Source organism: uncultured Tateyamaria sp., assembly GCF_947503415.1.
Classification (GTDB): Bacteria; Pseudomonadota; Alphaproteobacteria; order Rhodobacterales; family Rhodobacteraceae; genus Tateyamaria.
The window spans coordinates 1,536,303-1,561,314 of sequence record NZ_CANNDS010000001.1 but is presented as its reverse complement, the minus strand read 5'-3'; the positions used below and the strand labels follow the sequence as shown (position 1 = coordinate 1,561,314).

The following is a 25,012-nucleotide window of genomic DNA, read 5'->3' as shown; positions in this document are numbered from 1 at the left end:
GCGTTCAGGACAGTCTGGCAGATCAGCGGGCGACGCCATCGCCCGCAGCCGCTGCCTTGTTGCGCGTCAGGGCGCTGTGGTCAAGCGCCGGATCATGTCGCTGTCTGGGTCGGTCAGCGCGTCGATCACGTTGAAATGGTGTTCGCCGTCCGTGACCACGTGATCTGCCCCCCATGCCTTGGCCAGCCAACGCGCCTGATCAAGGAAAACGGGTCGTTCATCCGCCCCGACCCAGACCGTGACGGGCACGTCGGGTTTGGGTTGGTGGATCGGGCTTTCCGCCTGCGCCATGGCCGTGTCCATACCGAATTCAGCGTTCATGGCCGTTTGCAAGAGCGGTTCAAGGTCGGAGACGGGCGAGATCGGCATGACATGTGCAAGCCGCGCCGTCACGGACGCAGGCAGCATCCCCGGTGCCAGCATGCGCGACACCAGATGCCCGCCCGCGGAATGACCGGCCAGACTGATCGGCCCCATGCTGCCCTCGGCCACGGCCATGACGGCCTGCGCGATCTGTTGCGTGATCCCGGCGATGCGGATGTTTGGGCACAGATCGTAGGACGGCATCGCCACCGCCCAGCCTTTTGTCAGCGCCCCGTGGGCCAGATGTGACCAATAGGTGCGGTCGAATTTCAGCCAGTACCCGCCGTGCACAAATATCAGCGTTCCCTTGGCCGCCCCTTCGGGCAGAAAGTAATCAAGCGCCATGCGTTCGGATGGACCATATGTCAGACCGATGCGAGCACGGTCCCCAAGACTGTCACGAAACGCCTGTGCCTGCGCCACCCAGCGCGGTGGATAATCTGCGGCCCCTTCGATATAGGCCCCGTTTGCATACGCATCATCCATGTCTGGCATGATGTCCCCCCTTACTTTGGAACTGGACAAGCCTACCGCGTGTTGTTTCACATGCGCCAGACCTGAAAGGATGCCCCATGCTCGATCAGACCACTGACCTTAAATCCATGCTCAACGATCCGTCACTTCTTGAGACCCGCGCCTATGTGAATGGCGGGTGGATGGATGGCGACGAAGGCACGTTTGACGTGACCAACCCCGCGCGCGGGGATGTTGTGGCGCAGGTGGCCGATCTGAGCCGCGCGCAGGTGGCCGAGGCCATTGCCGGGGCCGAAGCGGCCCAAAAGGAGTGGGCCACGTGGACCGGAAAGGAACGCGCCGCCGTGTTGCGCACGTGGTTTGAGTTGATGATGAAGCATCAGGACGATCTGGGCACGATCCTGACCGCCGAACAGGGCAAGCCGCTGGCAGAGGCCAAGGGCGAGATTGCCTATGGCGCGTCCTTTGTCGAATTCTTTGCCGAAGAGGCCAAGCGCATCTATGGCGAGACGATCCCCGGCCACCAGCGCGACAAGCGGATCATGGTGATGAAGCAGCCCATCGGTGTGGCGGCATCGATCACGCCGTGGAACTTCCCCAACGCCATGATCACCCGCAAGGCCGCACCGGCGCTGGCGGCGGGCTGTTCGTTTGTGGCACGCCCTGCGGAATTGACGCCCCTGTCGGCCATTGCCATGGGCGTACTGGCCGAGCGTGCGGGTCTGCCTGCGGGGGTGTTTCAGGTGGTCACGACATCCGATTCCTCCGGCACGGGCAAGGAGTTCTGCGAGAACCCCGCCGTGCGCAAGCTGACCTTTACCGGATCGACCCAAGTGGGGCGCATCCTGCTGAAACAGGCCGCCGATCAGGTGATGAAGTGCTCGATGGAGTTGGGCGGCAATGCACCTTTCATCGTGTTTGACGACGCCGATCTGGATGCTGCCGTCGAAGGCGCGATGATGTGCAAGTTTCGCAATGCAGGTCAGACCTGTGTCTGTGCCAACCGGATTTACGTGCAGGCCGGGGTCTATGACGCCTTTGCCTCCAAGCTGAAGGACGCCGTCGAGGCGTTGAAGGTGGGTGACGGGTTCGAGGACGGTGTGACCACCGGGCCACTGATCAACGACAAGGCGGTGGAGAAGGTGCAGAACCATCTGACGGATATTGTAGAGCATGGCGGGGCCGTGCTGACGGGGGGTGAGCCGCATGCCTTGGGCGGCGGGTTCTTCCAGCCGACCATCGTGACCGGTGTGACGCAGGACATGACCGTCGCGCATGAGGAGACTTTTGGGCCGCTTGCTCCGCTGTTCAAATTCGACGACGTGGATGATGTGATTGCGATGGCCAACGACACGATTTTCGGCCTCGCTGCCTACTTCTATGCCAACGATCTGAGCCGCGTGTACAAGGTGGCCGAGGCGCTGGAATACGGGATTGTCGGCGTGAACACCGGCATCATATCTACCGAGGTGGCGCCGTTTGGTGGGGTCAAGCAATCGGGGCTGGGCCGCGAAGGGTCGCATCACGGGATCGAGGAATTTCTGGAAATGAAGTATGTGTGCATGAGCGTGTGATGTCCCACGCTGGGACAGCGCACCACATGAGCAATTCCAAGGGGTTACAAAGCCACGTTTGGAATTTGTTAAGGAATGCACCCCTCACATGGCCGTGACCAATTGCGGACAGGATTTTTCAAAACGGCCCAATTGCGCTATGCAAAGCGAACTTCAGTACGAGGAATTTGAACCGATGTTGACCAGACGCCATTTTGTAGTGACCACCGCCGCCCTGTTTTCGGCCCCGATTGCCGGGCCGGTTCTAGCCCGTCCGATCTCGGACCAGTCAAAATGGTCGGCTTGGGATGCGCAGGTGACGCCCGCGAATTATGACCCGGCCACGTCGAACCCTTGGGGCGTGCACCGCCGGTTCCTTCCGCAGCGGGTGCAGGCCAATGATGGGCTGACACCGGGGGACATCCATGTCGATGCCGTGGCGCGATACCTGTACCACATCCAGGCGGACGGTTCGGCCATGCGGTATGGCGCGGCCATCGCGCGCGGCAACCTGTACGAGCCGGGCACCTACACCATCAAGCGCAAGACGAAATGGCCCACATGGACCCCAACCGCCGCGATGATCGAGCGGGACCCGGATCTGTTCGAGAAACATGCTGACGGGATGAATGGCGGGCCGACAAACCCGCTTGGCTCACGGGCGCTGTATCTGTTTGTCGGCAATCGCGACACGTATCTGCGCATCCACGGCACACCCTACCCGCGATCCATCGGCGGGCGCGCAAGTTCGGGCTGCGTGCGGATGATCATGGCCCATATCAACCAGCTTTACCCCAATGTCGCACCGGGCTCGACCGCGTTTCTGTATCCATCGGAAGACGGCGTTACAGCGGCAAGTTGATCACGTAGCCGGCGTTGCTTCAGCCGCCGGACGTGTGCAGATCGGACGCCCTTCGCGCGAGCGGAGGGGCAGGAACGTCGTCTCGACCGGGCCAACGTGGCGGTAGACAAGGCAGCCATCAACCGGGTCGACCTTGACCGCGTTCAGGTCCTGTTTGGGGTCGGCCAGCGCCATGATCCGCTCGGGCAGAGGCGAAATGAAGGGTCCGCCATCCCCGCCCGTTTGTGTCGTCTCATCACAGGCCGCCAAAACTACAGCCGCTGCACCAAGCACCAAAAGTGTTCGTGTCATATCCGTCCCCACGTGGTCTGCGCCCGGTTGATCGTGCCGCGCGTCCATATGCGCTTTTATCATGCCATACGGGTGATCCTGCAACTGGCATCTGCGATGTGACGCCCTCGTGACTTGCAGTGCCGGGTCCGATGCAGTCTGGTTTGGGAATCCCTGTTCCGGAGAGCCCCATGATCCGCCTGATTGCCAGTTGCCTTGCCTTTTGCCTGATGTCCCTGCCCGCGCTGGCCTGTGGCGGGCGCGATGATGCCTGCGAAATTCCGTCGGGCAACTATCATATGGCCGTGCCCGAGGTCGCGCCGAAGGGCTTCGTGATGCACCTGCACGGCGGCGGGGGCCGGGGCCGCGGGTTGCTGAACTCAGGGCTTGCACGCGAGGCATTGGACCGCGGCTATATCTTCGTCGCCCCCGATGGTGATCAACCCACACGACGGTTCAAACGGGATTGGTCGGTGCGTGGCAAGGGGTTGGAATATGACCGGCAGGACTTTGGCTTCCTGCCCGAAGTGATGGCCGATGTCCGGGCGCGCACTGGGTTTGAAGGGGGCACCGTATTGCTGGCGGGCTTTTCGCGCGGTGGGTCCTTTGTGTGGGATATGGCATGCCAGCACCCCGAATTCGCCGATGCCTTTGCCCCACTGGCCGGGGCCTTCTGGGATGATCTGCCCACCGGCTGTGCCGCCCCCGTCCGTCTGTTTCACACCCATGGCTGGAATGACCGGACTGTGCCGCTGGAGGGGCGATCCTTTGCGGATGGGGCCGTTGTGCAGGGCGATGTCTGGGCGTCGTTGAAAATCCTGCGCGAAACCAATGGCTGCAATGCACGCCAGCCAGAGCGCAACAGTTTTGAGGGCGACCTGTGGTTTCGCCACTGGACTGACTGCAGGGCTGGCGACATCCGCCTGATGCTGCACAAGGGCGGGCACGGCGCGCCGCAGGGTTGGGCCGCCCGTGTCATGGACTGGTTCGAGGGCAAGGGGCTGGACGAGAGCGGCTGATCTGGGTCAGATGCGCCCATGCTGACCCGCTCCGATCTTGAGACCGCCGCCCGCTTTGTTCACGCCCGCATGGCCCCCACGCCGCAGCACCATTGGCCGCTGCTGAGTGCCGCCACGGGCGCGGAGGTGTGGGTCAAGCACGAGAACCACACACCCACCGGGGCCTTCAAGGTGCGCGGTGCGCTGACCTTTATGGATTGGCTGGTGCGCACGCACCCGGATGTGCCGGGCATTTGCACCGCAACACGCGGCAATCATGGTCAGGGGCAGGCCTGGGCCGCGACGAATGCGGGGCTGACGGCCAAGGTCTATGTCCCGCGCGGCAATTCGGTTGAGAAAAACGCGGCGATGGAGGCCTTCGGTGCAGAATTGATCGAGTTCGGCGACGACTTTGACACCGCGCGCGAGGAAGCCTTTCGCGTGGCGGACGAAGAGGGGTTGTTCATCGTACCGCCCTACCACCCCGAGCTGGTGCGCGGCGTGGCGACCTATGCCTTTGAGTTGTTCACGGCGCAGCCCGACCTCGACACCGTTTATGTGCCCATCGGGTGTGGGTCGGGCATTTGCGGGACAATCATGGCGCGCGACGCTTTGGGTCTGACCACCAAGGTGGTGGGCGTCGTGTCCGATCAGGCGCAAACCGCAAAGCTATCGGTCGAGGCGGGGCGGCTGGTAGAGACCAACTCGGCCAGTACCTTTGCCGACGGCATGGCCGTGCGGATACCGGTGCAAGAGGCGTTCGACATCTATTCCAAAGGCGCCGAACGCATCATTGCCGTCAGCGACGATGACGTGGCAGATGCAATCCGACTTTATTTTACGGCCACGCATAACGTGGCCGAGGGTGCCGGGGCCGCGCCACTCGCAGGCCTCATGCAGGAACGCGACCAGATGGCGGGCAAGAAGGTCGGCGTGATCCTGTGCGGCGGCAACATCGACACGGGCTGGTTTCGCACCGTGCTGGACGGGCAAACCCCACACGTGTGATGGACGGTTGACGCGACCGTCCCGCGCGCCTAAACCCCGCGCCTTTCCGCAGCGGCACGAGGGCGCGTCATGGCACAGGTTTTGGGCATTGATTTCGGCACCTCCAACTCGGCTGCGGGCTATGTCCGGGACGGCAAGCCGCATCTTGTGACCATGGCACCGGGGCAGACAACGCTGCCGACGGCCGTGTTCTTTGACTATGACGCGCGCAAGATGCTGATGGGGCATCCAGCGAATGCCGCACTTCTTGACGGGATCGAAGGGCGGTTCATGCGCGCGCTCAAGCGGGTGCTGGGCACGTCGATCATGCACGAAAAGCGGCAGTTGCTGAACACGCGGATGACCTTTGTGGACATCATCGGGCGCTTCTTGGCCGAGGTGAAAAAGCGCGCCGAAGCGGAGGCCGGGCACAGCTTTGACCATGCCCTGTCGGGGCGACCCGTGGTGTTTCACGGCACAGATGATCCGCGTGAGGCCCAGGCAGAAGCGGACTTGCGCGCCTGTTATCTGGCGGCCGGGTTCAAGGGCGTGTCCTTCCTGCCGGAACCCGAAGCCGCGGCCATTGCAAGCGGCGCGTTGGATCACCCCGGCGCCACGGGTCTGATCGTGGATATCGGCGGTGGTACGTCGGACTTTTCGGTGTTCCGCACCGGCAATGACGGGGTCACGATCCTTGCCAATCACGGTGTGCGCATCGGGGGCACAGACTTTGACCGGTCCATCAGCATCGACCGTGTCATGCCCCATTTCGGGGCGGGCACGCTGATCCGCAACGCCATCGGCCCCGGCACGCTGCCCGCGCCCAAGGCAATCTTCAACGATCTCGCCACGTGGGAGAAAATCCCGTTCCTCTACACGGCCAAGACCCGGCGCATGGCACGCGACATGGCGCAATTGGCGGAAGAGCCGGGCAAGATGGGACGCCTTGAGACGGTGCTTGAGAACGAACTGGGTCATGACGTTGCCTTTGCCGTCGAACAGGGCAAGATTGACGCAAATTCAGGACGGGAGGATGCGGTGATTGCACTGGATGAGGTGGCCCGAGGGCTGTCGGCAGCTGTGCCCGCCTCTGCGTTGCGGGGCATCCTTGAGCCACATGCAGCCGCATTGCGGAAAGGTGTGGCCGAGGCATTGGAGATGGCGGGCGTGGATGCCGATGGGATCGATCAGGTGATCTATGTCGGAGGCTCAAGCCTGATGTCGATGGTCACGGACACGATGGGCGATCTGTTCCCAACCGCCAAACATTCGTTTTCCGAGGTGTTCACAGCCGTGGCTGACGGGTTGGCAATTGCGGCAAGTCGCTAGGACGCGACGCCTCGGGCCAGCGCCCGTGTGGCGGCACGAATGAACTTTGAAGCGGACCGATAGTGGCTTGCACCAGCCGCTTCGGCCCAACGCCCGGGCGTCCACGCGTTGTTCGCCCCCTTCATCGGGCCACCATAGAGCGTGTCATCCGATTGATCGGCGATAAAGGACGTAAGCCGCGCATGGTTGTCCCGCAGAAGCGCCACCGCATCAGGCCAATCCAGATCCGCCTGCCGTTGGCGCAGGTCGGCATTGTACCGTTTCAAGTCGTTCCACTTGTACCCCTCGGCAGGGAAGAACACAGGTTTGCCCGCTTGCCCATCGGCATACCAGCCCAGAAACAATTCGATCCAATGGGCGCGGTGGCCGATGATATCCTTGATGCAGGTGTCATCCTCCAGCGTCTTCATCGCGATGTCTGGCTCAAGGGAGGCGATCAGCCTCTCCAGCTTGCCAAATTCCTTTTCGGTTACAGCGACAAGGTCGTGCTTGTTGTCTGCGGCCATGGTCCGTCCCCTTTCGCGCGGATCGGAACATAATGGCCGCTTCATGTCCTTGCGCTGGATCAGTTGCGCACGAAAAAACCCGGGATGCCTTCGCATCCCGGGTCCATCCAACAGGGAGGGTGTCGGACTTAGTTCACGGCCTTGGCGTCAACCACGTCGGTCTCAATCGCCTTTTGGTTGGCAATTTCGATGCGGCGGGGCTTCAGGGCCTCGGGAACTTCCTTGACCAGATCGATATGCAGCATGCCGTCCACATGGGACGCACCGGTCACGACCACGTGGTCGGCCAGATGGAACCGGCGTTCAAACGCGCGGGTTGCGATGCCACGGTGGAGGTAGGTCTTGTCCTCGCCTTCGGCTTTCTTGGCCGAAACGATCAGGCTCTTTTCCTTGACCTCGACACCAAGGTCAGCGTCCGAGAAGCCGGCAACGGCAATCGAGATGCGATACGCATCATCGTCGGTCTTTTCGATGTTGTAAGGGGGGTAGCTGTTTGCGTTGCCTTCTGTCGCAGTGACCCGGTCCATCAGGTCAGCGATTTGGTCAAAGCCAACGGTTGCGCGGTAAAGCGGTGCAAAGTCGTATGTACGCATGTCATCCTCATCTTGAGCGATTAACGGCGGGCTTTCCGGTTCGGACAAACCCGCATGGTTGCTATGGTCGGACCCCATTCGGGCATCCGATGACAGTAATGTGGTGAGGATTTTTGGCCGTTCAAGACCCCTAGGGCCGAACGAATTTCGCACCCGTATTGGACCGCTTGCCACCACCCACGGTGATGCGCCGGACTTGCGCCACAGGTGGAGCCACCTGCATGCGCATCTGGCGTTTCACCTCGGTCACGCGTGCGGGCAGCACCATCCCAATGGAGCGTTTCTGACCGTCGACTTCGACCATGCCAGAGATCACGGACATGATCTGACCCCGCCCGTTCCGATGCGTGAAAACTGGCGCGCCAGACGACCCGAAGGTCACATCGCAATCGAACACCATGGTATCACTGGAGCGGCCAAGCATCTGGCATTCCTTTTGCCGCGACTGAGTGGTTGCCCGCCCGCGGCCATAGCTGACAACGCTCACCGGCCCCGGCGTAACCCGCCCGTCATGGACATAGAATGGCGGCACATCGAAGGTGGAAATGGGCTCAGACAGCCTGATCAGACCAACATCATAGGATGCGTTCGTGGCTGTCAAAGCAGCCACTGCATCGAACCTGGAATGTGCGGCGGCATCTGCGGCCCGCCGCGTCGCAACGGCGCGTCCATCCCGGAAACCTGCGCTGAAACGAATGGTGTCCGCTGGCCAAAGCGTATTCGTACCCGGTTTATACAGGCAATGTGCAGCCGTCAGAACCAGATCACGGGCAATCAAAGTGCCGGAACAAAAGGCGCGGCCATCAAAGTCGATACGCCCCACCGCTTTCCAACTGGCCGCAGAATAATCAGTGTCGAGCGAGCGCAGTTGCGAGGTTTGCGCCTGCGCCCAAGGGGCGGCCAAAAGGGCCAGGATCAGCGCCAACGCCCTCATGGTTTGATAAATTTCGCCCCTGTGTCCCGGCGGGTTCCGCCAGAGATTCGAGGGCTCACATCATCACGCTGTGCCACAAGTTCGGCTTGCAGTCGTGCAAGTGGCGCACCAAGCGATGTCCCCAGAGAAACGGCTTTCCCTTCGACTTCAGCCTTGGCAGAGACCACGGACACGATCTGTGCCCGGCCTTGATCGATGACAAAGATCGGTGCGCCCGAGCTGCCGAATTCGACAGAACAGGACGTGACCAACAGACCATCCTGTTGCGCCAGCACGCTGCACAATTCTTGCAGGGACGGGGCTTCGGACCTGCCGGTGCCGTAACTGACAACGCCCACTTTAGCGCCACGGCGTGGGCGGGCTGCGGTTTCAAACGGAATGATTTTGCCGTTGCGGATGGGATGGTTCAGCTCCAGCAGCGCCAAATCGTTGCGCACACCTTCGGAACTTGCGTGCCCGGCATGGGCATAATCGGGATGGATCACGGCCCGGCGCACGTTCCGATAGGCAGAGGCGCGGCCATTGCGCCAGCCCGCCAGAAATTCGACCCGGGTGTGATCGATCCGCTCACCTGTCGCCTTGTCAAAGAGGCAATGTCCCGCCGTCAGCACCAGATTGGATGCGATCAAGGCACCGGTGCAAAAGCCCGTGCCACCGATGTTGAGCCGCCCGACGGCCTCCCACCCGGCGGCATCAGCGCCTGACTCCAGACGCCGTAATTGCGCATCCTGTGCAATCGCACCCGACGCTATCGCCAGCGCCGCTATGAAGAGGGCCATCCATCGGCGCATATGCACGAAATCTCCGATCCCAAGGGTCTGTCCGGTTTAGGATCGAATGGCGGCAAAATTAGGGCACGCGTCGAATTTAACGTAAAATGGGCACGTCGCTTGGGTGCCGGTCCAACGCGGGTGGACGCGGGCCACCTGTCGACCAATCCAGAAGCTCCACCGTATGCACCACAGGCACACCGGCGGCGGACCCGATCTGCATCATGCACCCAATGTTGCCCGCGGCAATGATATCCGGGTTCCTGGCCTGCAATGTCCGCACCTTACGCTCTTTCAACTGCTTGGAAATCTCGGGCTGCATCAGGTTGTAAGTCCCTGCAGATCCACAACAAAGATGGCTGTCAGCAGGCTCAACCACGGTATAGCCCGCGCGTTTCAGAAGGTCCTTGGGAAACGTCTTGATCTGCTGGCCATGCTGCAACGAACAAGCGGCATGGTAGGCGATTGTCATGCCCTTCGTGTCGCCCTCGGGCAGGTCCAACTTCATCAGGACCTCGCTCACATCCATGGCGATACCGGCCACGCGCGCGGCATCGTCAGCCAGAGGATCATTGCGGAACATGTGCCCGTAATCCTTGACCGTGGTGCCGCAGCCGGACGTGTTCACGACAATAGCATCCAGCCCCTTGCCATCCATCTCTGCCGCCCAAGCCTTGATGTTCTTGGCCGCCGTCGCGTGGCTCTCGCTTGCCTTGCCCATGTGGTGGGTCAGCGCACCGCAGCACCCGGCCCCCTCCGCCACCACCACTTCGCAGCCCAGCCGGGTGAGCAAGCGGATGGTCGCATCGTTGATATCCGTGTTCAGCGCCTTTTGGGCACAACCGGTCATCAGGGCCACGCGCATCTTCTTCTCGGCCAAGGGCGCAAAGCTTTGCGGGTCGTCATTGCGGCTGACGGGCGGAATGTGATCCGGCGCCATCTCAAGCATCGCGCGCAACCGCGCGTCCGGCATCAATCGCGCGAACGGGCGTCCCATCTTGGCCCCCAGCAACGCCACACGAAAGCGCATGGGATAGGGCAGGATACGGGCCAGGATCCAGCGCAAGGCACGATCGGTGAAGGGACGTTTGTACCGGTTCTCGATATACTCGCGCGCATGATCGACCAGATGTATATAGTGCACACCTGACGGGCACGTGGACATGCACGCCAGACACGACAGGCAACGGTCGATATGTTTGACCACTTTCTCATCCGGAACCCGGTCGTTTTCGAGCATGTCCTTGATCAGGTAAATACGCCCGCGCGGGCTGTCCAACTCATCGCCCAGCACCTGATACGTGGGGCACGTCGCAGTGCAGAACCCGCAATGCACGCAATTGCGCAGGATCTCGTTGGACCGTTCGATCTGCGGATCGGTCAATTGCTCGGGAGTAAAGGTGGTTTGCATTCTATCTCGCCATCATTTGAGCTGCGGCAAAGCCGAACCATGGCACCGTGGTGCCCATTGCGCATGCGATACGGATCAACCGCCCCGCCCGGACCGAGGGGAACCCCTGCTTCAACGCGCGCGATACAAGTGCCATCACCAGCACCCACGCCAGCCAGATAAAGACCACGCTCAGAACAGCGCCCGTCTCCTCGAAACTGAGGACAAGGCGCGCATCGCTGCGCAGGACAAAGCTGGCGAGAACAAGGATAAATGCGATCAAAGCCAGCGGCCAATGCCGCGATACCATGCGATCCAGCGCAAAAAACAAGGCAGGACCAACGACAAAGGCCATCAGGAACAGGGTCAGGATCATCAGGCCGCCATCAATCCGGGGTTCAGGATGCCCTGCGGGTCAAACCTCTGCCGCAATGCCGCGGTCAAGGCCGCCACGCCCGGGGCTTCGGGTTGGAATACGGGCACGGCGGCGCGAACGTCCTCCGGCCCCTTGATCAACGTTGCATGGCCACCAAGTGCAGCCACCTGCGCCTGCAGGCGCTCATGTGTGGCCGCACTGCCACCGCCGGTTTGACCGATCCAGAGCAGACCGCCCCCCCAATCCATCAACGTCTCGCAGGCGTCTGGAACATCCGCGATCACTGCAGGACCGTCACCCGGCTTGACCGAAACGCGCCAGACAGCGTCGGCCTGCTGCAAGGGCTTTGCATCCCGAACCGTAGCCCAATCGGCGTTCACCTCAGCGGCGTCACCAAACTCGGACAACAGCGATCTCAGCATGCCCGCGCGGTACGCGACCGATGCCTCGAACCCCTCAAGGCGCAGCCAGACCTGCCCGTCGACCCAGGCAGCGCCCGACACCTCGAAGGGCGACCCGAGGGCTTGGCTCATCGCGGCAACGGCGCGGGAGGGGTCCAGACCGTCGATGGCCAGCGTCATCTCGGCTTCAACCGACGGCATCACTTTCAGGCTGACCTCGGTCAGCACGCCCAACGTGCCCCACGATCCACACATCAGCTTCACCAGATCATACCCCGTGACATTCTTCATCACGCGGCCACCGTTTTTGACAACGCGCCCTGCGCCATCGACGAACCGCACGCCAAGCGCAAAGTCCCGCGCGGCCCCTGCCATAATGCGGCGCGGCCCGCTGGCATTGGTGGCAATGACCCCGCCAATTGTGGACGCACCCGAGGTTCCGAGCAGCCCCGTCAAATCATATGGCTCAAACGCAAGACGCTGGTTTTCAGCGGCCAGCGTGGCCTCAATCTCTGCCACAGGCGTGCCCGCCTGCGCCACGATGGTCAACGCGCCCGGTTCGTAAAGCGTCACGCCCGACAGGCCCGACACATCCAGCACCTCACCCACAACCGGTCGGCCCACAGACCGCGTACCGCCCCCGCGAATGGCCAATGGGCCTTGCGCTGATGCAACCGCGTCCGCAATCGCCTCTTCCGTCTTCAATTTGCTCATCTTCATCTTGCCCAATAAACTTCGGGGTGAGGCCATCAGGCCGAGGGGGCTGGCCCCCTACTCCGCTGCAATCTGCACGCCACGGCGTTGTTCCGACACGGCCAGAGGAAACACCTTGGCGGGGTTCAACAACCACCTTGCATCGAACACATCCTTGACGGCCATCTGCGCCTCAAGATCGGCTGGGGCATATTGATAGGTCATCAGATCACGCTTCTCGATCCCCACACCATGCTCTCCGGTCAGACAACCGCCCACCTCAACGCACAGCTTCAAAACTTCTGCACCAAACTCTTCGCACAGTTCGAGGTCACCGGGTTTGTTGGCGTCATAACAAATCAACGGGTGCATGTTGCCGTCGCCCGCATGAAACACGTTGCCCACAGGCAGGCCGTATTTTTCCGACATTTCACCGATGCGGCGCAGGACATAGGGCAGTTCCGACACAGGGATCGTGCCATCGAGGCACATGTAGTCGCTGATGCGCCCGATGGCCGAAAACGCCGCTTTGCGCCCCGCCCAGATGCGTGCGCTTTCCTCGGTCGACGCGCTTTCGCGCAGGGCCACCGGATTGTGGCGTTTGGCAATGTCCGTGATCAACGCCAATTGCGCATCAATCTCTGCATCCGATCCTTCGACTTCGACGATCAGCAGTGCACTGCACATGGGATAGTCGGCCTTGGCGAAATCCTCACAGACCTCGATCAGCATCTTGTCCATGAACTCTATGGCCACGGGCAGAACACCCGCCTTGATGATATCGGCCACGCATGCGCCTGCCACTTCGGCGCTTTCAAACCCCATCAGCACGGGCCGTGCGCCTTCAGGCTTGTGCAGGATGCGCAACGTCGCCTCGGTCACAACACCCAGCTGTCCCTCTGATCCGCAGATCACACCCAAAAGGTCGAGCCCCCCGGCATCCAGATGCGCGCCACCAATCTCGACCACAGTGCCGTCCATCTGCACCAGCGTCACGCCCATCAGATTGTTGGTGGTCACCCCGTATTTCAAACAGTGCGCCCCGCCTGAATTCATCGCGATATTGCCCGCGATGGCACAAGCCAGTTGGCTCGACGGATCGGGGGCGTAAAAGAACCCGTCCTCCTCGACCGCGCCCGTGACGCTCAGATTGGTGCGGCCCGTCTGCACGCGGATGATGCGGTTGTCATAGTCGGTCTCGATCACGTCATTCATGCGGGCCACGCCCAGAATAACGCAATCGGCCGTGGGCAGCGCGCCTCCGGCCAGTGACGTGCCTGATCCGCGTGGCACGACCGGTACACCTTCTTCGTGGCAAATACGCAGCACGTCCGAAACCTCGCCCGTGGTCGACGGCAATACAGCCACCATGGGCGGACAGCGATAGGCGGTCAGCGCGTCGCATTCATAGGCGCGCGTTTGCGCCGGATCATCAATCACGGCGTCAGCTGGCAACACACCGCGCAAACGCTCCACCACCCGCGCCTTGCGCGACAACACGTCAGAATCAGGGACAGGCATTTCCATGGGGCATCCTCCGGCGATTGGTAAAATAATATGACCAATTCCGCAGGGATGCAATCCCAAACGCTGCGGTGTAAGACCGCAGCCATGACCTGGATTGACCGATTTAGCCTGTTCACCCCTCTCGATTTCGGCGCACTTGGCTTGCTGGTGCTCGGGTGGGCGCTGATCGGCTGGCGGATCGAACACCCCGCCTCCAAGCATCCCTCGACCTCACAGATCATGGCCGGCTTCCGACGTGAGTGGATGCAGCAGATGATCACGCGCGAACCGCGGATTTTCGACGCTCAGGTTGTCGCAAGCCTGCGCCAGGGCACGGCCTTCTTCGCCTCGACGTCCGTGATCGCCATCGGCGGCACGCTGGCCCTGCTGGGCAATGCAGAACGGCTCACGGGCATCGCCAACGACCTCGTCTTGATGGACACTCCCGCCTTCGTCTGGGAGGCAAAGATGCTGGTGGTCGCCCTGTTCCTCACCAACGCGTTTCTGAAATTTGTCTGGGCCAACCGGCTGTTCGGCTATGCCGCCGTTGTCATGGCCGCCGTGCCAAACGACACGTCACACCCCGACTGCCACCCCCGCGCCGCCCAAGCGGCAGAGATCAACATCACCGCCGCCCGGTCGTTCAACCGCGGCCTGCGCTCGGTCTACTTTGCCCTCGCCTGCGTGGCATGGTTGGCAGGGCCAATCACCCTACTGGTCGCCACGACCTTCACACTGGCCGTGATATGGCGGCGCGAATTTGCCTCCCAATCGCGCACGATCCTTCTGGGCACGGACACGTGACATGACAGGCAGCCATCAACTGCTTACCCTTCCCATATGAAACGTTTGCTGCCCCTGCTGCTGATCGCAGCCCCCGCCTTCGCCGAAGAACCCGTGATCGAAGATGTCGCCATCACGAAAACCGGCGACGACACATACCGGTTCTCCGTGACGATCAGGCACCCCGACACAGGCTGGGACCACTACGCCGACGGCTGGCGGGTGCTGGATATGGACGGAAACGAACTGGGCATGCGGGTCCTCTTCCACCCGCATGAAAACGAACAACCCTTCACGCGCAGCCTCGACGGCGTGGTGATCCCGGCAGGTACGACAGAGGTGCAGGTGCAGGCCCGCGACCTGCCCAAGGGCTGGAACGAAGGCACCACGATCGTTCCGCTCCCCGGCAGCTAAACACCTTCTCTTGGCCAGAAATATCCCGGGGTTTGGGGCAGAGCCCCATTCAAGAAAAGAAATCGCGTCGCGCAAGCGGCCTTTGGATCACACCCGGTGATAGGGCGATCCGGCCAGGATCGACGCTGCCCGGTACAACTGCTCGGCCAGCATCACCCGCACCAGCATATGCGGCCACACCATCGCCCCGAACGACAACAAATGATCGGCCTCGGACCGAAGCGACGGGTCAATCCCATCTGCCCCACCAATGACAAAGGCGACATCGGCGCGCCCCATATCCCGCCACCCCGCAAGCCGCTTGGCAAAGGCGGGAGACGGCTCGACCTTGCCGCGCTCATCCAGACAGCACATAACAGCGCCTTTGGGAACCGAACGGCGCAACAGGTCCGCCTCGGCAGCCATGCCGCCGCCCTTGCGGTCTTCGACTTCGGTCAGGGTCAGGGGGCCAAGGCCAAGGGCCCGGCCCGTGCGGTCAAAGCGGGTGACATAGTCTTTGACCAAATCACCCTCGGGGCCACCGCGCAGGCGGCCCACCGCACAGATATGCACACGCACAGGTGCGCTACATCAGTTGGTCGCAGCAGCGCTTGGCTGCCACATCTTCTCCAACTGGTAAAACTCGCGCACTTCGGGACGGAACACGTGGACGATCACATCGCCCGTGTCGATCAGGACCCAATCGCCAGTATCCTTGCCCTCAACCCGGGTTGAAATGCCAAACTTGGCCTTCAGCCGTTCGACCAGCTTTTCGGAAATCGCCGCCACCTGGCGGGACGACCGACCGGAACAGATGACCATGTGATCACCCATGGCCGTCTTGCCGCGCAGATCGATCTGCACAACATCTTCGGCCTTGTCGTCTGAGAGGGAAGACAGCACAGCCTCAAGGATACCCTCGCTTGTGGCTTGCGTTTTGGGAGCGGCCATTACAGCCGCGGCTCCATCGGCGGAGTACACCGCGTCGGCAGAGATTGACAGGACATTGTCCTCCTTAGTCAGCACGCCGTCCAAAATCCCCGGCGCTGGGATAACCTGATCGTAACAACGCGCATGCGACATTTCAATGTAGGCGCGACATTCCGTGATCTTCCGTTGCGAAATGATCGAAGCCAAAATGTGATCTGACCTTCGACGCGTCCTATTGGGTCTGCGCGAAAATCCCCAATAAAATCGCAATGAACAGGATGGTCTGCCTTACCACTGTTTACCTCTTTCGAATCATTAATTACTGTTTTACATTAAGTTTTAGATATTAAACAGGAACACCTCATGCAAGACGACATATTCGCCCGCCGCGCCCGCACGTTCGAATGGGCCACCATCGGCCTGATCACGCTGCTGTGCGTGGCTGCTGCCATCAGCATTGCCGATGGCGGGCTCGGCGTTGCGGCATTGCGCGAGGATTACGCCACTACACACTTTCCCGACACGCCCGGACCATGGGCCATCGGCCTTTGGCGCATGGTCGAAGTCGCATCCTTCGGACTTCTGTTGTGGGTGCTGTGGTGCATTCGCAGCTGGTTGGCCGCCTGCGCGGACGGGGACATATTTGAAAGTGACACGGCCCGACAAGTCCTGCGCATCGGCCAAGGGCTGTTGGCGCTGGCAGTGATCAACGTGTTCAGCCACACGTTGGTCATCCTGGCGCTTACCTGGAACAACGCACCGGGCCAACGCACGCTGTCCGTCGCGATTGATGGCACCGGGTTGTTCCTGCTTCTGGCAGCGGCGGTGCTCACCCTGTTTGGATACATCCAGTCCGAAGCGGCGCGGCTGATGACCGAGAACAAGGAATTCGTATGACCGGCATCATCGTCCGCCTCGACGTGATGATGGCGCTGCGCAAGATCAAGGGGCGCGATCTGGCGGCCCAGATTGGCATCACCGAACAAAACCTCAGCCTGCTCAAATCAGGCAAGGTCAAAGGCATCCGCTTCGAAACGCTGGCAAAGCTGTGCGCCGCCCTCGACTGCCAACCGGGCGATCTGCTTGAGGCGGATGTTCAGAGCGCCGACCTGCAACCGGCCGACGTTCTGCGCTCTTGATCCGGGCCGGGCCTACCAGCCGTCTTCGGTGACGATTTTGTCGCTGTCCACGCCCATTTCGCTCAAGGCATCGCGCATCGCGTCCACATAGGCTTGCGGCCCGCAGATATAGAACATCCGGTCCAAATTGCTCAGATGCTTGCGCAGAAACGCGCCGTCGACCTGACCGTGGTGCAATCCATCCACCTGCTCTTGATCCAGCACGTGATCAACGGTCAGGTCCGTCATCCCATCCCACTCATCACGTAGAATAATGTCCTTTGCGCATGTGTTGGAAAAGATCAGGTGGCAGCCCTTCAGCGTGCCCGCGCGGGCGCGGTGGCGCAGGATCGCGATGAACGGCGTGATGCCGACACCCGCCGCGAGAAACACACCTGGTCCCTTGTCCTCGATTGCGCCAAAGGGGCCGTCCATCTCGAAGACGGTGCCGGGCTCGATGTCGGTCAGTTCATCGGTCACACCGTCCTTGCTCGGATAGCTCTTGATGACAAATTCCAATTCATCGTCTTCGGGCAGGGAGGTAAAGGTGAAGGGCCGCGACGCATCGCGCCATCCATCCCGGCAGATCGCAAGCTCTGCGGCCTGTCCGGGTTTGAAATCGAAATTGGCAGGGCGTCCGAAAACGTACCGATGCGTGTCGTGGGTCAATTGCGCGACGTCTCGCAGGGTCATGGTGTGTGGCATGTGGTGTCTCCTTTGATCACCCAACGCCTCGACACCTGTCCTGTTCCGCGCCTAGGCCAGACCCTCGGCAAACCGCACAAATGTCGCACCGTCGACAGCTGGCCCATGCCCAAACGCCACTTTCTTGGGCTGCAAGGCTGCAAGCTTACGGATCGACTGCCTGGCCGCGCCCATATCCCAGGTCGCAACGCCCAAGGGCAGGCCAAGCTCAGGCTTCGTGGTAAACAGGTTCATGCCGACGGCCGCATCACCGGCAATCAGCACGCCATCCGACGCCCGCCAGAACGAGATGTGGCCGCGCGTATGGCCGGGCGTCTCCACCACCTGAAATCCGCCCACATTGTCCCCCTCGACCAAGGTTCGGGCAACCGGATGCCCCCGCCCGGCAAAGAACGTCTGCTGCATCCGCGCCATGAGCGCGTTGGGTTTCGGAAATGAGCCCAGAACGTATCCGGTTTCGGCCGCCTCGCGTTCATCCGCGTGACACATGAGGGGCAGGTTCAGCGCATCGCACATATCGGCGGTTGCACCCTGATGGTCGGGATGGGCGTGGGTCAGCACGTGCGCCGACACGGCTTTGCCCCGCAGCGCACGCAGCAGCTTGGGACCCGACCGTTTGACGCCCGCATCCACCAGTACATCGCCCAGCAAATAGCAGTTGATCGACTGGCGTGGCATCACGGGTATTTGCCATGCCCCTTCCGCAATCTGGATCATGATCCGTCGTCCTCTCCCAACAACCGAACCTCGCGCTGCGGGAACGGAATGGAAATGTTGTTCTCTTTGAACGCGTCCCACAAGGCCAGATACACATTGCCCCTGATATTGGTCAGGCCCCCGGTCGGGTCCGTGATCCAGAAGCGCAGGATGTAGTCCACCGAACTGTCGCCAAAGCCCACGATGTGACACACCGGCGGGCGCGAGGACAGCACGCGCTCGACCTCCTTCGCGGCCTCAATCGCCAGCTTGCGGACCTTGTGCGGGTCACAGCCATAAGACGTGCCAAAGTAAATATCGAGGCGGACAAAATCGTTGGAATGAGACCAGTTGACCACCTGCCCGGTGATCAGGTCTTCGTTCGGGATCAGGTATTCGCGCCCGTCGCGCGTCACGACCGAGGCATAGCGCGCGCCCAGCGTCTGGATCCACCCGAACGTGTCGCCCAGCGAGATCACGTCACCGGGTTTGATGGATTTATCAAGCAGGATGATGACGCCCGACACAAGGTTCGACACCACCTTTTGCAGACCAAAGCCAAGGCCCACACCGATGGCACCGGACAGCACGGCCAGTCCCGTCAGATCGATCCCCAACGCCCGCACACCGGCGTAAAAAGCGATGGCGTAAAACCCGATCTGCACGACCTTCACGATCAGCACGCGCATAGAGGGCGAGATATCTTCGTTGGCCTGAATGCGGCTGGACGTGGTGACCGTGACAAAACGGGCCAGCGCCAGAAGACAGCCGATGATCACAACGCCCTGCACGATCAGCAGGGCCGATATCCGGAACTCCCCGATGCTGAACGCGGCGGCGTCCAGCACCTCTGCCGCCTCGTCCACAAGGCCCAGCACGTAAAGCGTGACATAGATATACGCCCCGTACCGCACTGTCCGGCGCAAAAAGATCGAGCGGATCAACCGCGTTGCAAAGACAACCAGCAGCCACGCCGTGGCCAGCGTTGCAATCAGGCCAAGCACATAGGACCGCGACGGCCACGTCACCTCGCGCATGATCCAGACAACCATCCAGATCAGGACAACGAAAAAGATCGCACGCAGCCTTTGATGCACGACCACAAGCACACGCATACGCCATTTGGGCCAGCCTTCGCGCGTGCCCATCCATTCCCGAATGCGCGGACCAAGGGTCCGGCGCAGCAGCAACGCCGCCACAAACACCAAGAGGGCGATGCCGATCTGGTAGGCCACCCAGGGCCGCAACAGTGATGACAACAGGGTCTGCGCATGCTCCAGCAGCAACAGTGCCAGCGATGCGACCACTTCCAGCAGCGTCTCGCCATCCTGCGACTCGCCCAGCGCTGCCGCTTCCGCCGCGGAATTCAGCGCGTCGGCAATCTCGTTGCCGGTGCTGTCCGTGTGATTGCTCATCGCTGCCCTCCGTTCCGGGCAGCATGCAACGCCCACGCCGGGTGATCAATCGAACCTCGCTTGATCGGCGCATGGAATCCCGTTATCTGGCACGCATGACACGCCTGTTCGACATGGATGACCGCGCACGGCTGCGCGAACGCTTTTTCGGGGCGACGCACACGGTGCTGGCACGCCTATAAGGCGGCTTGCCCTCCATCCATCTCAAAATCCGTTTTCCGAAGGGAGAGGACCCATGTCCCCCAAGACGCTCTATGACAAAATCTGGGATGCCCATGTCGCGCACGAAGCCGACGATGGCACCTGCCTGCTTTATATCGACCGGCACCTCGTGCACGAAGTGACCAGCCCGCAAGCCTTCGAAGGGCTGCGCATGGCAAATCGCCCCGTCCGCGCGCCCGACAAGACCATCGCCGTGCCGGACCACAACGTGCCCACCACGCTGGACCGCGCCAACGCCGCCACCATGACCGAAGACAGCCGCGTGCAGGTCGAAGCGCTCGACAAGAACGCCAAGGATTTCGGCATCCACTACTACCCCGTGTCCGACGTGCGCCAAGGCATCGTGCACATCGTCGGTCCTGAACAGGGCTGGACCCTGCCGGGCATGACGGTCGTGTGCGGTGACAGCCACACCGCCACCCACGGTGCGTTTGGCGCACTGGCCCACGGCATCGGCACGTCCGAGGTGGAGCACGTGTTGGCAACCCAGACGCTGATCCAGAAGAAATCCAAGAACATGAAGGTCGAGATCACGGGCAAGCTGCGCCCCGGCGTCACGGCCAAGGACATCACCCTGTCGGTGATTGGCGAAACGGGCACCGCAGGCGGCACCGGCTACGTCATCGAATATTGCGGCGAAGCGATCCGCGACCTGTCCATGGAAGGGCGCATGACCGTCTGCAACATGGCCATCGAAGGCGGCGCGCGCGCTGGCCTGATCGCACCGGACGAGAAAACCTTTGAATACGTGAAGGGCCGCCCCCACGCCCCCAAAGGCGCGCAGTTCGAAGCCGCCCTTGCATGGTGGAAAACGCTTTATTCGGATGATGACGCCCAGTGGGACAAGGTCATCACGATCAAGGGCGAAGACATCGCACCGGTTGTGACATGGGGCACCTCGCCCGAAGACGTGCTGCCGATCACGGCCACCGTGCCGTCGGCGGATGACTTCGAAGGCGGCAAGGTCGGCGCGGCCCAACGCTCGCTCGACTATATGGGTCTGACGCCCGGCACACCGCTGTCCGAGATCGAGATTGACACCGTGTTCATCGGCTCCTGTACCAATGGCCGGATCGAAGACCTGCGCGCCGCTGCGGAAATCCTGAAGGGCAAGAAAGTGGCCGTCAAACGCGCCATGGTCGTGCCCGGCTCGGGCCTCGTGCGCGCACAGGCCGAGGAAGAAGGGCTGGCCGACATCTTCAAAGAGGCGGGATTCGAATGGCGGCTCGCGGGCTGTTCCATGTGCCTTGCCATGAACCCCGACCAGCTGAGCGAAGGCGAACGCTGCGCCTCCACCTCCAACCGGAACTTCGAGGGGCGGCAAGGCTACAAGGGCCGCACGCACCTCGTGTCCCCCGGAATGGCGGCGGCTGCGGCCATCACCGGCAAACTGACAGACGTGCGGGACCTGATGTAATGCGCGGCGCACTTGCGATATTGGCGGTGGCAGCGGGGGTTGCAGTCCCCGCCGCGGCACAGAACCGAAACACGACATTCTGGTTCTCGCTGTCCGACAATTTCGCAATCGGCAATGCAAGGGCAAGTGCCTTCACCGACGGTGACGTGCGTTCCGCCCTTGCAGCGATCTGCCCCGGAAAAGCAATCTCCGGCTTCACCACATCGGTGGACAGCAGCGGCGACCGCACATTCTCCGCACTCTGCTCTGCCGGATACACAATGCGCACCGGCACGGTTTATGTTGATCGAACATCAACCGGATCGCTGCGCATCGCACCGCTACGCTGACGTCAGAACACACCCGATGGATCATCAAGCCCCAGCCAACGCACGCACCCAAGGGTTAACAGCCCGTTACACCACCTTCGCGGTCGGGGTGCACAGGGGGTGTACGGATGGTGCACGGGGGGTGACACCCTGTCTGCCACACCAAGACAACAAGATGTAGGGCGGGGTTCACCCCGCCGCCAACCTTTGAAAGGTTAACGACAATGGACAAATTCGAAACACTCACAGGGATCGCGGCGCCCATGCCGCTGGTGAATATCGACACCGATATGATCATCCCCAAGCAGTTCCTGAAAACGATCAAGCGCTCCGGCCTTGGCGCGAACCTCTTTGACGAGATGCGCTTTGACCGCTCCGGCAACGAAATTCCCGATTTCGTGCTGAACCAGGACGCATACCGTTCTGCAGAAATCCTCGTGGCCGGTGACAACTTTGGGTGCGGCTCGTCCCGCGAACACGCGCCTTGGGCGATCAAGGATTTCGGCATCCGCTGCGTCATATCCACCAGTTTTGCCGACATTTTCTACAACAACTGCTTCAAGAACGGCATTCTTCCCATCGCCCTGCCCGCCGACGCGGTCGAAGTTCTGATGAAAGATGCCGAAAAGGGCGCGAACGCCCGCATGACGGTCGATCTGGAGAACCAGACCGTGACCACGTCGGACGGCGAAAGCTTCTCCTTCGAGGTCGACGCCTTCAAAAAGCACTGCCTGATGGAAGGGCTCGATGACATCGGCCTGACGATGGAAAAGGTCAGCAGCATCGACACCTATGAGGCGCAGGCCGCACAAGCGCGCCCGTGGGTCTAAGCCTGCATTAACCAAGGTCTGGCATAGCGGTGGTGCGCCGCTATGCCTCCCTCAGAACGTGCACACAACATGTTGGGGTCGCACAATAGAGTGCCCAAACCCTGCCTCAGAAATGATGCACAAACGCACCACCCCGCCCCTCAAAATGCCCAACCATTTACGTTTCATTAACCATGAGACTTGAGACACCGGGTCAATCAAGGCACAAATGTGGCCAGAATGAGGCACCCGCCTGACCCGGCGGGATCAAGTTGGAACAAGTCGCGGCAACGTATCGGGACTGGCCAGTTTGAAGGGATCGAGAAACGTGATTGCACGATTGTCAGGTGCCGCGATGCGCGGCTTTCTTGTGGCATTGATGATTGCCACACCGGCCCTGGTGGTGCCCGGAGCCTCCATGGATTCATCGCAAGCAACCATCCTGATTGCGCTTCTTGCGGCGTTCCTCACCTTTGTCGAATACAATTCGACCAGTCCCAGCATCGTCGAATTCCGCGATGCTGCCCCCTTCAATCGCTTGCGCTTTGCCGCCTTGCTGGCGACCGTTTTCCTGCTCAGCATGATCTGCCGGGGCAAGACGGATCCGACGCTTTTGACCAATGCCCTCACCTCCGTGGGCACGATCATCGGCAACAGCATTGATTTTCCCTACAGCCCCGTGCGCCTTGTCGTGCTGATGCTGCCACCGGACGCACAGGACAGCATTGTGCAATCGGTGCGCACCGCCGCTGGCCTCGCCTATCTGATCTCCCTCACCGCCATGGCCGTGTTCCTGTTCCTTGTTCGGGTGTTGGGCTGGCCGTCGCGCAACGGGTCTTTCAACGTGTGGGTCAACCTGCCGCTGTTCGACCCCACAGCAGGCGGCGACGTCCTGTATCGGCTGAACCGTGACGCACGGATCAACATCGCGCTTGGGTTCCTTCTGCCGTTCCTCATTCCTGCGGTGGTCAAAATGGCCGCTGACCTGCTAAACCCGATCTCGCTTGAGAACCCGCAAACCCTGATCTGGACAATGAGCGCATGGGCTTTCCTTCCCGCCAGCATGATCATGCGTGGCATCGCGATGCAGCGGATCGCAGAGATGATCAAGGACCAGCGCAAGCGGGCCTACGCCAACGCCGACGCGGATTTGTTGCTGGCCTGATCCCGCTCTTCATGGCCCTCGCAACGGGGGCCATGGCACAGGCGGACACGATCCGCATCGCCACATACAACACTGAACTTCACCGCGACGGTCCGGGGCTGTTCCTGCGCGATCTGGCGCGCGGCGAAGATGATCAGATCAACGCTGTTCTGGCTGTCATCAAGCGCGCGGACGCGGACGTTCTGGCCCTGCAAGGCATCGACTACGACCTGACGGGCGAGGCGCTGACCCGGTTCGCCAAGGCCGCCGGATACCCTCACCATTTCGCCCTGCGCCCCAATACTGGCCTGCCCACCGGCCTCGACATGGATGGCGACGGGCGGCTTGGCGGACCGCGTGACGCGCAAGGCTACGGCCGCTTTTCGGGACAGGGCGGCATGGCGATCCTGTCGCGCTTGCCCATCGACGCAGGCAACGTGCAGGACCTGTCCGATCTGCTTTGGGTCGACATTCCCGAGGCGCTCCTTCCCGAGGTGTTGGGCGCGCCTTTCCCATCAGCGGAGGCCCAAGCTGCGCAACGACTGTCCACCACGGGGCACTGGATTGTGCCCATCGACACGCCAGACGGTCCGTTTCAGCTGATGACTTTCCACGCGTCGCCCCCGGTCTTTGATGGCCCGGAAGATCGAAACGGCAAGCGCAATCACGACGAGGTTCGGCTCTGGCAGCACGTGCTTGATGGAACGGTCGGCACAGCCCCACCCGGAGCATTTGTCATCGCAGGGGACGCCAACCTAGACCCCGAAGATGGCAGCGGTTTGCACAGCGGCATATCCAACCTCCTTTCAGATCAAAGACTTATCAATCTGTCCCCGCTGGGACACTTTGGAACAGACACCGTGGACTGGACCGATCCGGTGCCCGGCGACCTGCGCGTCAGCTATGTTTTCCCCTCGATCCATTGGCGCGTGGAAGACAGCGGTGTGCTGTGGCCCGCGCCAGACGACCCCTTTGCCGACACCGTCGCAACAGCCAGCCGTCATAGGCTGGTTTGGGCGGACCTGACCCTTGACCCTGCGGGCGGTGGTGAGTAGGCGAAAGCCCAA

General features: G+C 61.5%; 30 protein-coding genes. 15 read left to right on the top strand and 15 right to left on the bottom strand.

What is annotated here, in order from left to right; translation table 11 throughout:
• Positions 1-66 precede the first annotated feature (66 nt).
• On the bottom strand, positions 67-858 hold the full coding sequence (locus tag Q1A32_RS07570; protein ID WP_299651525.1) for an alpha/beta hydrolase: 792 nt from the start codon (positions 856-858) through the stop codon (positions 67-69).
• A 77-nt stretch (positions 859-935) separates the two neighbouring features.
• Here Q1A32_RS07570 and Q1A32_RS07565 point away from each other — a divergent pair, with 77 nt between their 5' ends.
• Together Q1A32_RS07565 and Q1A32_RS07560 are read left to right on the top strand one after the other, a co-directional pair.
• Positions 936-2,411, top strand: a complete 1,476-nt coding sequence (locus Q1A32_RS07565) for an NAD-dependent succinate-semialdehyde dehydrogenase (protein ID WP_299651523.1) — start codon at positions 936-938, stop codon at positions 2,409-2,411.
• A 175-nt stretch (positions 2,412-2,586) separates the two neighbouring features.
• On the top strand, positions 2,587-3,252 hold the full coding sequence (locus Q1A32_RS07560; protein ID WP_299651521.1) for a L,D-transpeptidase: 666 nt from the start codon (positions 2,587-2,589) through the stop codon (positions 3,250-3,252).
• Here Q1A32_RS07560 and Q1A32_RS07555 read toward each other — a convergent pair whose 3' ends face one another.
• Complete coding sequence (locus Q1A32_RS07555; protein WP_299607584.1) at positions 3,253-3,543, bottom strand: hypothetical protein; 291 nt, start codon at positions 3,541-3,543, stop codon at positions 3,253-3,255.
• Between the two features lie 170 nt (positions 3,544-3,713).
• Here Q1A32_RS07555 and Q1A32_RS07550 point away from each other — a divergent pair, with 170 nt between their 5' ends.
• The 3 genes from Q1A32_RS07550 to Q1A32_RS07540 all read left to right on the top strand — a co-directional run bounded on the left by Q1A32_RS07550 (position 3,714) and on the right by Q1A32_RS07540 (position 6,836).
• Positions 3,714-4,541: a PHB depolymerase family esterase gene (locus Q1A32_RS07550; protein WP_299651519.1), complete on the top strand. Its 828-nt coding sequence runs from the start codon at positions 3,714-3,716 to the stop codon at positions 4,539-4,541.
• Between the two features lie 18 nt (positions 4,542-4,559).
• Entirely contained in the window at positions 4,560-5,528 is a 969-nt protein-coding gene (locus Q1A32_RS07545) for a threonine dehydratase (RefSeq protein WP_299651517.1), read from the top strand.
• A 69-nt stretch (positions 5,529-5,597) separates the two neighbouring features.
• Entirely contained in the window at positions 5,598-6,836 is a 1,239-nt protein-coding gene (locus tag Q1A32_RS07540; RefSeq protein ID WP_299651515.1) for an Hsp70 family protein, read from the top strand.
• Here the strand turns inward: Q1A32_RS07540 and Q1A32_RS07535 are convergent.
• The 8 genes from Q1A32_RS07535 to Q1A32_RS07500 form a co-directional block, all read right to left on the bottom strand.
• The gene (locus Q1A32_RS07535; RefSeq protein WP_299651513.1) at positions 6,833-7,342 is read right to left on the bottom strand and encodes a ClbS/DfsB family four-helix bundle protein; all 510 of its coding nucleotides are present in this window, start codon (positions 7,340-7,342) and stop codon (positions 6,833-6,835) included. The two genes, Q1A32_RS07540 and Q1A32_RS07535, sit on opposite strands and share 4 nt — an antisense overlap.
• A 128-nt stretch (positions 7,343-7,470) precedes the next feature.
• A complete protein-coding gene (locus Q1A32_RS07530; RefSeq protein WP_299607593.1) occupies positions 7,471-7,935 on the bottom strand; it encodes an Hsp20 family protein in 465 nt (154 codons plus the stop codon).
• A gap of 130 nt (positions 7,936-8,065) precedes the next feature.
• Complete coding sequence (locus tag Q1A32_RS07525) at positions 8,066-8,869, bottom strand: serine protease (RefSeq protein ID WP_299651512.1); 804 nt, start codon at positions 8,867-8,869, stop codon at positions 8,066-8,068.
• Positions 8,866-9,660 carry a serine protease gene (locus tag Q1A32_RS07520; protein ID WP_299652826.1) on the bottom strand — a complete coding sequence of 265 codons (795 nt, stop codon included), beginning with the start codon at positions 9,658-9,660 and terminating at the stop codon, positions 8,866-8,868. Before Q1A32_RS07520 ends, Q1A32_RS07525 begins: the two co-directional genes overlap by 4 nt.
• A 76-nt stretch (positions 9,661-9,736) precedes the next feature.
• Complete coding sequence (gene glcF, locus Q1A32_RS07515; protein ID WP_299651510.1) at positions 9,737-11,050, bottom strand: glycolate oxidase subunit GlcF; 1,314 nt, start codon at positions 11,048-11,050, stop codon at positions 9,737-9,739.
• 1 nt (position 11,051) lies between these two features.
• Positions 11,052-11,405: a hypothetical protein gene (locus tag Q1A32_RS07510; protein ID WP_299651508.1), complete on the bottom strand. Its 354-nt coding sequence runs from the start codon at positions 11,403-11,405 to the stop codon at positions 11,052-11,054.
• Positions 11,405-12,520, bottom strand: a complete 1,116-nt coding sequence (gene glcE, locus Q1A32_RS07505; RefSeq protein WP_299651506.1) for a glycolate oxidase subunit GlcE — start codon at positions 12,518-12,520, stop codon at positions 11,405-11,407. The genes Q1A32_RS07510 and glcE overlap by 1 nt, the downstream gene beginning before the upstream one ends.
• A gap of 57 nt (positions 12,521-12,577) precedes the next feature.
• The gene (locus tag Q1A32_RS07500; protein ID WP_299651504.1) at positions 12,578-14,026 is read right to left on the bottom strand and encodes an FAD-linked oxidase C-terminal domain-containing protein; all 1,449 of its coding nucleotides are present in this window, start codon (positions 14,024-14,026) and stop codon (positions 12,578-12,580) included.
• Between the two features lie 84 nt (positions 14,027-14,110).
• On the opposite strand from Q1A32_RS07500, the gene Q1A32_RS07495 reads away from it, so the two are divergent.
• Positions 14,111-14,809: a DUF599 domain-containing protein gene (locus Q1A32_RS07495; RefSeq protein WP_299607607.1), complete on the top strand. Its 699-nt coding sequence runs from the start codon at positions 14,111-14,113 to the stop codon at positions 14,807-14,809.
• Positions 14,810-14,845: 36 nt separating this feature from the next.
• Complete coding sequence (locus Q1A32_RS07490; protein WP_299651502.1) at positions 14,846-15,202, top strand: hypothetical protein; 357 nt, start codon at positions 14,846-14,848, stop codon at positions 15,200-15,202.
• Between the two features lie 87 nt (positions 15,203-15,289).
• Here the strand turns inward: Q1A32_RS07490 and rlmH are convergent, their stop codons facing one another.
• Together rlmH and rsfS are read right to left on the bottom strand one after the other, a co-directional pair.
• Positions 15,290-15,760 carry a 23S rRNA (pseudouridine(1915)-N(3))-methyltransferase RlmH gene (rlmH, locus tag Q1A32_RS07485; RefSeq protein ID WP_299607611.1) on the bottom strand — a complete coding sequence of 157 codons (471 nt, stop codon included), beginning with the start codon at positions 15,758-15,760 and terminating at the stop codon, positions 15,290-15,292.
• Positions 15,761-15,772: 12 nt separating this feature from the next.
• The gene (gene rsfS, locus Q1A32_RS07480) at positions 15,773-16,132 is read right to left on the bottom strand and encodes a ribosome silencing factor (protein WP_299607612.1); all 360 of its coding nucleotides are present in this window, start codon (positions 16,130-16,132) and stop codon (positions 15,773-15,775) included.
• A 342-nt stretch (positions 16,133-16,474) separates the two neighbouring features.
• Between rsfS and Q1A32_RS07475 the strand changes: the two genes are divergently transcribed.
• On the top strand, positions 16,475-17,008 hold the full coding sequence (locus Q1A32_RS07475; RefSeq protein ID WP_299651500.1) for a hypothetical protein: 534 nt from the start codon (positions 16,475-16,477) through the stop codon (positions 17,006-17,008).
• Complete coding sequence (locus Q1A32_RS07470; protein ID WP_299607617.1) at positions 17,005-17,250, top strand: helix-turn-helix transcriptional regulator; 246 nt, start codon at positions 17,005-17,007, stop codon at positions 17,248-17,250. The genes Q1A32_RS07475 and Q1A32_RS07470 overlap by 4 nt, the downstream gene beginning before the upstream one ends.
• Before the next feature lie 12 nt (positions 17,251-17,262).
• Here the strand turns inward: Q1A32_RS07470 and Q1A32_RS07465 are convergent, their stop codons facing one another.
• From Q1A32_RS07465 to Q1A32_RS07455, 3 genes are read right to left on the bottom strand one after another with little or no spacing between them, the layout of a single operon-like run.
• The gene (locus Q1A32_RS07465; RefSeq protein WP_299651498.1) at positions 17,263-17,934 is read right to left on the bottom strand and encodes an FAD-binding oxidoreductase; all 672 of its coding nucleotides are present in this window, start codon (positions 17,932-17,934) and stop codon (positions 17,263-17,265) included.
• Between the two features lie 51 nt (positions 17,935-17,985).
• Complete coding sequence (locus Q1A32_RS07460; protein ID WP_299651496.1) at positions 17,986-18,651, bottom strand: MBL fold metallo-hydrolase; 666 nt, start codon at positions 18,649-18,651, stop codon at positions 17,986-17,988.
• Positions 18,648-20,045 carry a mechanosensitive ion channel family protein gene (locus tag Q1A32_RS07455; protein WP_299651494.1) on the bottom strand — a complete coding sequence of 466 codons (1,398 nt, stop codon included), beginning with the start codon at positions 20,043-20,045 and terminating at the stop codon, positions 18,648-18,650. The genes Q1A32_RS07460 and Q1A32_RS07455 overlap by 4 nt, the downstream gene beginning before the upstream one ends.
• A gap of 71 nt (positions 20,046-20,116) precedes the next feature.
• Here Q1A32_RS07455 and Q1A32_RS07450 point away from each other — a divergent pair, with 71 nt between their 5' ends.
• The 6 genes from Q1A32_RS07450 (at position 20,117) to Q1A32_RS07425 (ending at position 25,000) form a co-directional block, all read left to right on the top strand.
• Positions 20,117-20,227 (top strand): isopropylmalate isomerase, encoded by a 111-nt coding sequence (locus Q1A32_RS07450; protein ID WP_222521904.1) that lies wholly within the window; start codon positions 20,117-20,119, stop codon positions 20,225-20,227.
• 53 nt (positions 20,228-20,280) lie between these two features.
• Positions 20,281-21,684, top strand: a complete 1,404-nt coding sequence (gene leuC / locus Q1A32_RS07445; protein ID WP_299607628.1) for a 3-isopropylmalate dehydratase large subunit — start codon at positions 20,281-20,283, stop codon at positions 21,682-21,684.
• Positions 21,684-22,013 (top strand): hypothetical protein, encoded by a 330-nt coding sequence (locus tag Q1A32_RS07440; RefSeq protein ID WP_299651490.1) that lies wholly within the window; start codon positions 21,684-21,686, stop codon positions 22,011-22,013. Before leuC ends, Q1A32_RS07440 begins: the two co-directional genes overlap by 1 nt.
• A gap of 203 nt (positions 22,014-22,216) precedes the next feature.
• Positions 22,217-22,822: a 3-isopropylmalate dehydratase small subunit gene (gene leuD / locus Q1A32_RS07435; protein ID WP_299651488.1), complete on the top strand. Its 606-nt coding sequence runs from the start codon at positions 22,217-22,219 to the stop codon at positions 22,820-22,822.
• 307 nt (positions 22,823-23,129) lie between these two features.
• Positions 23,130-23,966: a hypothetical protein gene (locus tag Q1A32_RS07430; protein WP_299607633.1), complete on the top strand. Its 837-nt coding sequence runs from the start codon at positions 23,130-23,132 to the stop codon at positions 23,964-23,966.
• Between the two features lie 11 nt (positions 23,967-23,977).
• A complete protein-coding gene (locus tag Q1A32_RS07425) occupies positions 23,978-25,000 on the top strand; it encodes an endonuclease/exonuclease/phosphatase family protein (protein ID WP_299651486.1) in 1,023 nt (340 codons plus the stop codon).
• Positions 25,001-25,012 lie beyond the last annotated feature (12 nt).

Coding starts and splice junctions, on each gene's coding strand:
- Q1A32_RS07570 (WP_299651525.1), bottom strand. CDS start 858: ATGCCAGACATGGATGATGCGTATGCAAACGGGGCCTATATCGAAGGG.
- Q1A32_RS07565 (WP_299651523.1), top strand. CDS start 936: ATGCTCGATCAGACCACTGACCTTAAATCCATGCTCAACGATCCGTCA.
- Q1A32_RS07560 (WP_299651521.1), top strand. CDS start 2,587: ATGTTGACCAGACGCCATTTTGTAGTGACCACCGCCGCCCTGTTTTCG.
- Q1A32_RS07555 (WP_299607584.1), bottom strand. CDS start 3,543: ATGACACGAACACTTTTGGTGCTTGGTGCAGCGGCTGTAGTTTTGGCG.
- Q1A32_RS07550 (WP_299651519.1), top strand. CDS start 3,714: ATGATCCGCCTGATTGCCAGTTGCCTTGCCTTTTGCCTGATGTCCCTG.
- Q1A32_RS07545 (WP_299651517.1), top strand. CDS start 4,560: ATGCTGACCCGCTCCGATCTTGAGACCGCCGCCCGCTTTGTTCACGCC.
- Q1A32_RS07540 (WP_299651515.1), top strand. CDS start 5,598: ATGGCACAGGTTTTGGGCATTGATTTCGGCACCTCCAACTCGGCTGCG.
- Q1A32_RS07535 (WP_299651513.1), bottom strand. CDS start 7,342: ATGGCCGCAGACAACAAGCACGACCTTGTCGCTGTAACCGAAAAGGAA.
- Q1A32_RS07530 (WP_299607593.1), bottom strand. CDS start 7,935: ATGCGTACATACGACTTTGCACCGCTTTACCGCGCAACCGTTGGCTTT.
- Q1A32_RS07525 (WP_299651512.1), bottom strand. CDS start 8,869: ATGAGGGCGTTGGCGCTGATCCTGGCCCTTTTGGCCGCCCCTTGGGCG.
- Q1A32_RS07520 (WP_299652826.1), bottom strand. CDS start 9,660: ATGCGCCGATGGATGGCCCTCTTCATAGCGGCGCTGGCGATAGCGTCG.
- glcF (WP_299651510.1), bottom strand. CDS start 11,050: ATGCAAACCACCTTTACTCCCGAGCAATTGACCGATCCGCAGATCGAA.
- Q1A32_RS07510 (WP_299651508.1), bottom strand. CDS start 11,405: ATGATCCTGACCCTGTTCCTGATGGCCTTTGTCGTTGGTCCTGCCTTG.
- glcE (WP_299651506.1), bottom strand. CDS start 12,520: ATGAGCAAATTGAAGACGGAAGAGGCGATTGCGGACGCGGTTGCATCA.
- Q1A32_RS07500 (WP_299651504.1), bottom strand. CDS start 14,026: ATGGAAATGCCTGTCCCTGATTCTGACGTGTTGTCGCGCAAGGCGCGG.
- Q1A32_RS07495 (WP_299607607.1), top strand. CDS start 14,111: ATGACCTGGATTGACCGATTTAGCCTGTTCACCCCTCTCGATTTCGGC.
- Q1A32_RS07490 (WP_299651502.1), top strand. CDS start 14,846: ATGAAACGTTTGCTGCCCCTGCTGCTGATCGCAGCCCCCGCCTTCGCC.
- rsfS (WP_299607612.1), bottom strand. CDS start 16,132: ATGGCCGCTCCCAAAACGCAAGCCACAAGCGAGGGTATCCTTGAGGCT.
- Q1A32_RS07475 (WP_299651500.1), top strand. CDS start 16,475: ATGCAAGACGACATATTCGCCCGCCGCGCCCGCACGTTCGAATGGGCC.
- Q1A32_RS07470 (WP_299607617.1), top strand. CDS start 17,005: ATGACCGGCATCATCGTCCGCCTCGACGTGATGATGGCGCTGCGCAAG.
- Q1A32_RS07465 (WP_299651498.1), bottom strand. CDS start 17,934: ATGCCACACACCATGACCCTGCGAGACGTCGCGCAATTGACCCACGAC.
- Q1A32_RS07460 (WP_299651496.1), bottom strand. CDS start 18,651: ATGATCCAGATTGCGGAAGGGGCATGGCAAATACCCGTGATGCCACGC.
- Q1A32_RS07455 (WP_299651494.1), bottom strand. CDS start 20,045: ATGAGCAATCACACGGACAGCACCGGCAACGAGATTGCCGACGCGCTG.
- Q1A32_RS07450 (WP_222521904.1), top strand. CDS start 20,117: ATGGAATCCCGTTATCTGGCACGCATGACACGCCTGTTCGACATGGAT.
- leuC (WP_299607628.1), top strand. CDS start 20,281: ATGTCCCCCAAGACGCTCTATGACAAAATCTGGGATGCCCATGTCGCG.
- Q1A32_RS07440 (WP_299651490.1), top strand. CDS start 21,684: ATGCGCGGCGCACTTGCGATATTGGCGGTGGCAGCGGGGGTTGCAGTC.
- leuD (WP_299651488.1), top strand. CDS start 22,217: ATGGACAAATTCGAAACACTCACAGGGATCGCGGCGCCCATGCCGCTG.
- Q1A32_RS07425 (WP_299651486.1), top strand. CDS start 23,978: ATGGCCCTCGCAACGGGGGCCATGGCACAGGCGGACACGATCCGCATC.